This is a genomic window from Streptomyces sp. NPDC041796 (genome assembly GCF_055590785.1).
On the sequence record NZ_JBVJAH010000024.1, the window covers coordinates 91,266 to 96,278 of the forward strand.

Annotated in this window: 7 protein-coding genes; all 7 read right to left on the bottom strand. The window is 68.7% G+C overall.

Translation table 11 applies throughout. The features are described 5' to 3' along the window. Window positions 1-222, bottom strand: a 222-nt coding sequence (locus tag ACZ6C1_RS33615; protein WP_469246268.1) for a hypothetical protein, incomplete at its 3' end; no start/stop codon positions are given. 111 nt (window positions 223-333) lie between these two features. Further along, a complete protein-coding gene (locus ACZ6C1_RS33620) occupies window positions 334-1,476 on the bottom strand; it encodes a hypothetical protein (protein WP_469246270.1) in 1,143 nt (380 codons plus the stop codon). 179 nt (window positions 1,477-1,655) lie between these two features. Next, complete coding sequence (locus tag ACZ6C1_RS33625) at window positions 1,656-1,913, bottom strand: hypothetical protein (protein ID WP_469246272.1); 258 nt, start codon at window positions 1,911-1,913, stop codon at window positions 1,656-1,658. Further along, window positions 1,906-2,112 (bottom strand): hypothetical protein, encoded by a 207-nt coding sequence (locus ACZ6C1_RS33630; RefSeq protein ID WP_469246274.1) that lies wholly within the window; start codon window positions 2,110-2,112, stop codon window positions 1,906-1,908. The genes ACZ6C1_RS33625 and ACZ6C1_RS33630 overlap by 8 nt, the downstream gene beginning before the upstream one ends. Before the next feature lie 112 nt (window positions 2,113-2,224). Next, window positions 2,225-2,971, bottom strand: coding sequence for a DnaB-like helicase C-terminal domain-containing protein (locus tag ACZ6C1_RS33635; RefSeq protein WP_469246276.1), 747 nt, complete (start codon window positions 2,969-2,971; stop codon window positions 2,225-2,227). A gap of 72 nt (window positions 2,972-3,043) precedes the next feature. Further along, window positions 3,044-3,949: a replicative DNA helicase gene (locus ACZ6C1_RS33640; protein ID WP_469246277.1), complete on the bottom strand. Its 906-nt coding sequence runs from the start codon at window positions 3,947-3,949 to the stop codon at window positions 3,044-3,046. 63 nt (window positions 3,950-4,012) lie between these two features. Next, entirely contained in the window at window positions 4,013-4,747 is a 735-nt protein-coding gene (locus ACZ6C1_RS33645) for a hypothetical protein (protein ID WP_469246279.1), read from the bottom strand. Window positions 4,748-5,013 lie beyond the last annotated feature (266 nt).

Genomic DNA, 5,013 nt, shown 5'->3' on the forward strand with positions numbered 1-5,013 from the left:
CTTGCGTACCTGCTCGCCGGACAGGCCGATGGTGCGGGTGATGGTGTCGCGGTCGATTCCGCGGGCGTGGGCGGCGCGCATGGCGGCGTTCCGGCGGGCGACGTGGGCCTTGCGGCGGGGGCCGCCTGCGACGGTGTTCTGGAGGATGCGGGCCCACCACAGCAGGGCGCGGCCGGTCCACTGGGTGATGGGGTGGGGTGTGGGTGCGGGCGGGTTGGCCAATGTGTTCCCCCTCGGCTCGATGACTCGATACCGACGGTGACGGTGCCGGGCGGGGGCGGCAAGGGGGCGAATACCCCGGTGGCGACCCCACGCCACCGGGGTCCGTACCAGTCATCGCTTGCGCAGCGCCTGCCGCTCCTCGGCCGCTTCCCGGCAGACCTTGTGCGTCGGCGCGCCCCAGTCGTCTACCAGGTTGGTCGGCTTGCGGCAGAAGCCACACGGCTGCGTGATGTCCGACCAGTGCTCCCGCGAGGTCCAGTCGAGCACGACACTGCTTCGCGTCAGCGTCACCTGGGGCCGGCACGTCGGCCCGTCCTGGCTGCCGTGCCCGCGCTGCTGCGGCACGGACTCCAGCAGGCCCGGCGGCGGCTGGCCCACGGCGTCGTAGTACCGCTCCCGGTCGGTGTCCGTCACCCAGAAGCGCTGCATCGTACGACCGACGAGGTGCTCGAGCGGTACGACGAGACCGGCTGCGGTCTTGCGCACCAGATCGTCGAAGAAGATGTCACGGGGCTTCGGGGTGGCGTGCATCTGACCGCACCCGCTGTACTTGCCGTCCGGGCACCGGTAATCCGCGGTCCGGTCGCAGCGCCAGATGTCCAGCGCTCGGAACCCCGAGACGACGCGCAGGTCACCGGTCTTCGCGATGACGTAGGCGGGGAGCTTGTCACTCCGAGTCCACTGGGTGTCGTTGCGCCGCGCGAAGTCCATGCGATCGGTGTGCCACGCCGGGGTGATCCCGTACTTCGCGGCCTTGTCGGCCCGCGACCGCACGCTCTTCGGGCCGCTCGTGTTCGTCGACGAAAGCTGCACTTCCCAGCCGATCCGGCGCCCGTCCGCACCGTCGACCAGCGTGTCCGTCTTCACCCACCCCCGCGGACCCGTACCGGTACGCACCTCGGTGTCGGCGCTGAAGCCTGCCGACTGAGCGGTACGCACGATGCGCTCCTGGTAGGCCTTGTGCTCGTCGCTCATCGGCCTCGTGTGCCGGTCCGCGTCCTCTGCGTGCTCGTGGACGGCTTCCCGGCGCCCGTTGGCCTGCTGCCGCAGGTACATCCAGGCGACCACACCACGGTCCCGGCATACGCCGGCGCACTGCAGCCCGCGCTTGTTCACAGGCACCCCTTGGGCGGAGTGATCGCGGTCCTGCTGGTACAGGAAGTCCCACAGGCCGGGCATGTCAGGGCGGCCGAGGTCTTCACGGCCGGGGGCAATCTCGATCTTGAGCAGGGTGTGCCATACGCGGTTCGCCATGAGCGGGGTCGCTCCCCTCGGGCGTAGAGGAAGGGCCATCCACGGTAGACCCCGGCATTGACAACCGACCCGAAACTTTCACCGTCCGGCTACCGCCCGGGGCGGCGCCCTGTGGGCTGCATCACAAGGAAGACCACCGATCAGGTCCCGACCAGCCCCCAGGCAGCGCCTGGGCGCCGTCAGTCCACCTCGACGTACGTGACGATGAGGATGCTGCCCAGCGCGGTCGCGTAGAACACCACGCGTAGTCCGTCGTGCTGGTAGTCATGCAGCGACGGGGCGGTCGCGTGCGGCTTCACCGCGCCGGGGTCGGCGCCGATCACGCTGAGCGCGGTGTCGAGGCGGGCGGCCTGGGCGGTGGTGAGGGTGCGCAGCTGGGTCTCGGCCGGCTCGACGAACACGATCCGCGGCCGCCGACCGCGTGCATGCTTAGGCAACGTCGGCCTCGTCATCGGTGCGCGGGGGCAGGCCGGCCTCGAGGCGGAGGTCTTCCCAGTCCCGGCACGAGTCGAGGTCGATGCCCTCCGACGCGAGAGACTCCAGTACGTAGGCGAGGGCGGGGTTGCCGGGGAACTCGGTGCGGGCGGCGTCGCGGAGCTGCTGCTGCTCGTCAGGGTCGAAGACCAGATGCGCCATGGGTTCCTCCGCGGTCGGGGTGCGCCCCTCACCGTAGCGGGCACGGCAGGGGCGCGTCAGCGTGACCGCCACGCGAGCCCGGCGGGGGCCGGGGTTTACACGCGCAGGCGTGCTAGTCAGCGTGGGCGGAGAACCGGCACAGACGGGGATGGAACTTGAGAACGGCCGGCGCTCCCCCTTCGGGCTTCAGCCGGGTCACGGTAGCCGTCTTGGATCCGGGACCGCTTTGCCAGTAGATCCCCTCCCGATGCAAGACCAGCACGTGATCGGATTGTCGGACGATCGCCTCGTCGATGTGCTGCACGGCGAGCGGCTCCTCTTCCGCGTCGTTTTCAGCACGAGCCGTGAGCACCACCGGGATCTGCGCCTCCTCGGCGATATGCCGAACCGTCTGCATGGACCTGTCGAAGTCACGTCCTTGGTCCGTGAACTTGGTGAAGTGGGCGATGGCGTCCAGGAACCACAGTGCGACCCGGTGCCCCCGTCCTTGCCCGTACACCGCGCCAGAGGTGAAGGCTTCGCGTGGTTCGTCGTCGATGACCTGCTGCAATAGGAGCGGTGTCGACTCCATCTCTGCTGTCGTCCGGCTCTTGAAGACGTCCCACCCGCCCAGCGGAACCTCACGGTGCCGTAGGTCGATCCCATACATGGCGCTGATCGTCTTCTCCGTCAACGAGTCAGCGACCAGCTCGCTCGACGAGTAGAGCGTGCACGTGCCCTGCAGGGCGTTATGTAGGGCCATGTTCAGCGTGAACGTAGCTCGGCCAGCGGTCGGTAGGGACGCGATGGTGGTGACGGTGCCAGGCCTGAGATCGAGCATGTCGCTGACGTCAGGCCAAGGGGTGTCAGGCTGTGTCATGCGGGAAGTTTCCTTCGCTGGCTAGCGGTCTGTCCCCGGAACAAGCTGATTTGCCCGAGCGGACCCGCCCGGCTAGGGGATGGGTGGCCAGCAGTAGTGCTCACGTCTGCGCCATGTCCACGAAGCGGCTGTAGTGGCCCTGGAAAGCGCACAGGATGGTGGCGGTCGGGCCGTCACGGTGCTTGGCCACAAGTCGGCCTCGCCGGCGCGCGGGGTCTCCTTCTCGTACGCGTCCGGCCGGAACAGCAGAATGATGATGTCGGCCGCGAAGGTGATGGCCCCGGACTCACGCAGGTCATCCAACATCGGAACCCGGTCCAGGCGCTGTTCGGGCGCCCGGTTCAGGTGCGAGGTACAGACGATCGGAACGTCCAGCTCCCGGGCCAGGGCCTTGAGGTCGCGCACGACATCGCCGACCTCGCGTTCCCACAGGTCGCTGCGTTTCTCAGGTCGGATGTCTTGTAGGCCATCAATAGCGATCATGCCGACCTTCCGGTTCTCCACCTCCTCACGGGCCTGCTCACTGATCTCGGCGGCGGTCAGTCTGCTCGGGGCCCAGAAGTACAAAGGCGCGTCCGCGACCTGAGGCAGGCGCCTTTGCAGCCGGCTCCAGTCCTCGTTGGTCATAGTGCCCGACCTGAGGTGATGGAGGGCGACTCGGCACTCGGCAGAGACGAGCTTCAGGGTCGACTCGGTGACGCCGTGCTCCAGGCTGATGTGGAGGGTGGGCACACGCTGTTTGACCGCTGCCTCACGGCACATGTCCAGCAACAGAGTGCTGCGCCCCATCGCGGGGCGTGAGGCGATGACGACGAGCTGCCCGCCCAGCCACCCGCCGGTCAAGCCGTTGAGGTCGGTGAAGCCTGTGGGGAGACCGACCAGCGGTCGGTCTCCCGCAGTATCAATTCGGTGGAGAGCCGCTTCCAGCGCCCCCTCAAGGGGCAAGGCGTCACCGAACGAACTCTGATCATCTTTCATGGAGCCCCCTCCGGCCTGGGCAGGAAGCAAGTGTCGCGTTCCTACCCAGGCCCATCGTCGTCGTCAGAAAGGTGCGTTGCCGCAGTACGCGGCGACCTGTTCGGGCGTGCCGTACTTGGCGGCGTACCGCGCGCGGAGCCGGGCGGTCTCGTCAGCGTCCTCCTCTGGCGATTCCGCGGTCGCGCTCTGCAGGGCCGGTTTGGCGTCCCACGCGTCCAGGGCCTCGCGGGCAGCCTTCGCGGCGGTCGCCGCCTCCTCCTGGCAGGCGGCACACAGCGGGTCCGTCGCCTTGAACGGGATCGACTGCGAGCAGCTCGGCTCGGCGCAGTTCTTCAGCAGCGGTTCCCGGCGCGGCTCTGCGGCCCGCTGCGACGGGAGCCCGGCCTCGGAGGGGGCGTCGGGTGGCGCCTCCTTCCCGCGCGTCCGGTCGGCCCTCTGGTCGGTCTTCCGCATCTCGCACTGCGTGCACGCGGTACCGGTGACGAAGTCGTGGCGGTCCTCGCACCACAGGTTCCCGCACTCGGCGGTGTCGGCCAGCATCTGCGTCAGCGGACCGAACGGCCTCTTGCGCTTTCCGCCGCCGAGTTCCGGCGTCAGTTCCCCGGTGTAGAACCGGGTCGCCCAGTAACCCCGCCAGCGAGGCAGGAACCGGTACTCCACCAGCTCCCGGGGCGTCCGCTCCCGGGGCGTCCCGGCACCGAGAGCGTCGATCACGGCCCGGCCGATATTCGTCGGGATCACGGGCCCCAGCGCCTCCCAGAAGTCCGCCGGCAGCAGCTCGAGGACCGCCGTCCTCATCTTCCGCTCCTCAGCCGTCAGCTTGGCCGGCGCCTGGGAGCCCTTGCTGCTGGTGTCGGCGGATCGAGAGGGCGGGCTGTTCTTGCCGGACGCGGCGGAGCCGCCCTCGCCTGCGCTCCCACTACCTGTAGTTGGCCTACGGCGTCCATTGAGCTTCTTCGAGTTGGCCACTGATCGGGTGACAGGCGTGGGCTCGTAACGGACAAGGCTCCCGGACGGTTGAGCGAGAGATCTCACGTCTCAACTCGTTCGCCAGGGAGCCCTGT